General features: G+C 49.8%; 3 protein-coding genes and 1 pseudogene. 2 read left to right on the top strand and 2 right to left on the bottom strand.

Features of this window, described 5'->3' with window-relative positions; translation table 11 throughout:
* Nucleotides 1–122: pseudogene (locus FTU12_RS16170) on the top strand (hypothetical protein); the annotation flags it as partial.
* A gap of 67 nt (nt 123–189) precedes the next feature.
* Nucleotides 190–654 (top strand): ATP-binding protein, encoded by a 465-nt coding sequence (locus FTU12_RS16165; protein WP_071830580.1) that lies wholly within the window; start codon nt 190–192, stop codon nt 652–654.
* A 73-nt stretch (nt 655–727) separates the two neighbouring features.
* Here the strand turns inward: FTU12_RS16165 and mph are convergent, their stop codons facing one another.
* Both mph and FTU12_RS16150 read right to left on the bottom strand, forming a co-directional pair.
* On the bottom strand, nt 728–1,615 hold the full coding sequence (gene mph, locus FTU12_RS16160) for an Mph(E)/Mph(G) family macrolide 2'-phosphotransferase (RefSeq protein WP_071830579.1): 888 nt from the start codon (nt 1,613–1,615) through the stop codon (nt 728–730).
* Between the two features lie 673 nt (nt 1,616–2,288).
* Nucleotides 2,289–3,557: IS91-like element ISVsa3 family transposase (locus tag FTU12_RS16150; RefSeq protein ID WP_179989166.1), on the bottom strand; the 1,269-nt coding region annotated here is incomplete at its 5' end.

Raw genomic sequence — 3,557 nt, 5'->3', positions numbered from 1 at the left:
ACCGCCATCGTGTCGTGATCGGCAAGGATACGCGCCTGTCGGGCTATATGCTTGAACCCGCGCTCACAGCCGGTTTCACCTCGATGGGCATGGACGTATTCCTTTTTGGCCCGCTGCCGACAACGTAATAGGAAGAATAAACGCCCTTTTCACCCAAGTCCAAATTAATTTGCCGATTCCATAATCAGGGTGTATTACAATTCCATAGAGTTTTTCAATCCAGGTGGTTTAGCTGATAACTTAACGATTGATCAGCTTCTTCGTGAAGATTACTCGCCATGGGCGCGCAATAAAAGGATATCTGCCACGTTCAAAGAAGCGCATTTTATTGAAAAATATGGGTCAGGCATCAAACGAATCCAAGAAGGCTTCGCATCCTATGGTCTGCGTCCCCCTGTCTTTGAAAATTTCCAGCACGGTTTTCGAGTTATTGTCTCATCAAAGCTACTTTTCGAATCTAATGAGGGAGTAAGTGAGGGAGTAAATCTACTATTTAATCAGATAAGAACTAATCCAGGAAAGCGTGCACCATTTTTAGTAAACGAGCTATTAGTTCCTGTCAAGATAGTAGAGCGGTGGCTCAAAATCTTAAGAGATGATCATAAAATCGAGTTTCGAGGAGCTCCTAAAAGTGGAGGATACTGGCTAAAATAGAAATCAATGATACTCTTAAGTGGCACCAATCGAACTCCTATTTTAGCATTTAAAAAAGTATCCTCACATCATTTTATTGAACAATACCTAAGGCTGCTCTGGCGGCATTGATATGATTATCGTCGTTGCACTCTACCGCAAAAGCGCCATATGCTAATGGAGCTGCAGCAGCCCTCTCTATAGATTGTTCGTAGAGCCTATCCCATATCGTTCCGCCTTGTTTAGCATACTCCGTTATCAAACTCTTCAGGCTATCCTCTCCAAAAACCGATACGTGACCAGAAAAGTCCAGTGCAGGATCACCCATATGCGCAGTAGACCAATCTATGATACCAGAGGTCTTACCTTCCTTCGAGGTTAAGACATGCCCTGCATAGAGATCGCCATGGATGAAACAAGTGAATTCAGGCCACAAAGGGTCATTGTCCAACCATCTACGGTATCTGTTTTCCAACGGCTCGCTGATACCTATCTCAGATTTCACCAAGTGGATACGGTCAGCTATTTCGGTCCTCAATTCACTTGGAGTCATTATTTTCAAGTTGCTCTTTCTCACATCGTCAGCTGTAATACGATGTAATTCGGCCAATGATTTTGCCAGAGACTCCACATAAGCTATGCTATCGCGATCTATGTTCCAAGAAACCTCATGTGTTATCGCATCGAATGTCAGAGCAGGCGCATCCTCCAGTAAAGGGTAGGCTATTAGGCGCTCCGATACAATTTTCCAATCAGGGACATTGATCGACAGGTTTCTTTTGGCTAAATCCAATATTCTACTTTCATTTTCGATTTGTTCAAGCATATCGCTTCTTCGAGGTATACGGAGTACCCAGTTCTCACCGTTTACTTCCTTTACAAAGGCAACTCTAAAGTCGATGCCCATCTCATTGACGCTCATCTCTTCCGAAATTCTCAGCCCATGCTCTAGGGCTAATGTTTGCATATCTTCGATTGTCATTTCTATACTGTTTTCTTTTATTAAATTGGTACCAGTTCCCCCGACAGGACATTCTGAATGTCATATACAGGTGTAACACTTTACCCATATTCTTTTCGTATGGATAACACTTCCCATCAGGGAACAAAAATCTGATACATGAATTAATTGTGAGACAGTAGACCTACTGTCGCATTGAAGCCATCTCGGCGACTATTTGATTAGGAAAACCAAGGCTTTGCCATCATAGCCTTATCATAGAAGTATAACATAGTTGTAAAGATAGAAAATTATTTTTTATTCATCCATGATGTTATTATTTTATAATAACATCATCTAAACATGTCCTGTCGCTCTTTTGTGCTGTGATATTTCATACCTATTAACTGCTTTCGTTTGAATTATACGACGTTCTACTCACAATAGGGCAAGGGTTACTCATTCCGTAGGATGCGGTTCACGTATAGGAAGAATAAACGCCCTTTTCACCCAAGTCCAACAGCTTTGGACCGCAGTTGACTCTTTCGACACCCCTGCGATGCAACCCAATCCGGCTGACGGGGAGCCAGCAACGCTGAAAATTTACCCTCCTCTTTCCCACTAGCGGCTCCTTTTCCGACAACCAGCACGGCGGATCCCTGCCGCGGCGCTGTGAACGCAGCATTTTGATTGGTATCGTTGGCCTTCAGGCTCGTCAGTCAAACAGACCCAGGAGCAGCTCAGCCGGTGGCGCCCGGCTTTCGGGTAACGCCCTGGTCCCGCTGGTTTCGGCTTTGTGCTTCAGGTGATCAAGGATCTGCTTGATCACTATAGGGTCTTCAATGCAGGCGATGACTTTCATGGCGCCGCCGCAGCCGCTGCAGGTCTCGATGTCGATATTGAAAACACGCTTGAGCCGTTGCGCCCATGTCATCGACGCTCGCCGTTGTGCTGGTGTTGCCGGTTCATCAGCCACCCTGACCTTGTTGCCCCTGCCCCGTTTTGCCGGCGTGACCAACGCCCGGTGCCGACTGTTGGGTGCGAACACCCCGTGGAAGCGGGTTAGGTTGACTCTGGGCTTCGGTACCAGGGCGGCCAGCCTTGCAATGAAATCCAATGGTTCGAAAATGACGTGCGTGGTGCCGTCCCGGTACGGCGTCTTGAGCTGGTAGCGCACGTTGCCGCCTCGTGTTAACGACAGCCGCTTCTCGGATACCGCCGGGCGGCTGATGTACCGGCACAGCCGTTCGAGCTTCTTGCGTTCATCGGCCCTGGCCGCCACGCCGGCGTGCAGGCTGGACCCGGCTACCTTGCCAATCCCGTCACCGAACGGATCACCACTGGTCGGCAGAGTTTGCAAAGTGAACACCTTTCGCCCCGCCTGTGAACCGACAGCGATACGGTAAGTGATCGAGTGCCCCAGCAGGGGTGTCATCGGGTCGTCATCCACCGCATCCGAGGCCAGATAGCTGTTTTCGACATCCCGTTCCAGCAGGCCTTGCCGTTCCAGATAGCGACCCACCCGGTGGGCGATGGTGTGCGTCAGCTGGGTGAGCTCTGGGCTGGTCGGCGCCTTGACCCAGCGGAAACGCGCTGAGCCGTGGGATTGCTCGACATACACACCGTCGAGAAACAGCATGTGGAAGTGAACATTCAGATTGAGCGCCGATCCAAAACGCTGGATCAGGGTGACCGCGCCCGTCTTGGCCACTTGGTGGGTATGGCCCGCTTTCTTGACCAGGTGCGTGGCAATGACGCGGTAAACGATGCCCAGCACCCACCCCATGATCTCGGGCCGGCTGGCAAACAGGAAACGCAGCTGAAACGGGAAGCTCAACACCCACTGACGCATGGGTTGTTCAGGCAGTACTTCATCAACCAGCAAGGCGGCACTTTCGGCCATCCGCCGCGCCCCACAGCTCGGGCAGAAACCGCGACGCTTACAGCTGAAAGCGACCAGGTGCTCGGCGTGGCAAGACTCGCA

Origin of the sequence: Acinetobacter sp. YH12063 (assembly GCF_013419715.1) — a bacterium.
In the GTDB taxonomy this organism is placed as follows: domain Bacteria; phylum Pseudomonadota; class Gammaproteobacteria; order Pseudomonadales; family Moraxellaceae; genus Acinetobacter; species Acinetobacter amyesii.
The sequence above is the reverse complement of the archived record's forward strand: the minus strand, read 5'-3'. Positions and strand labels throughout refer to the sequence as shown.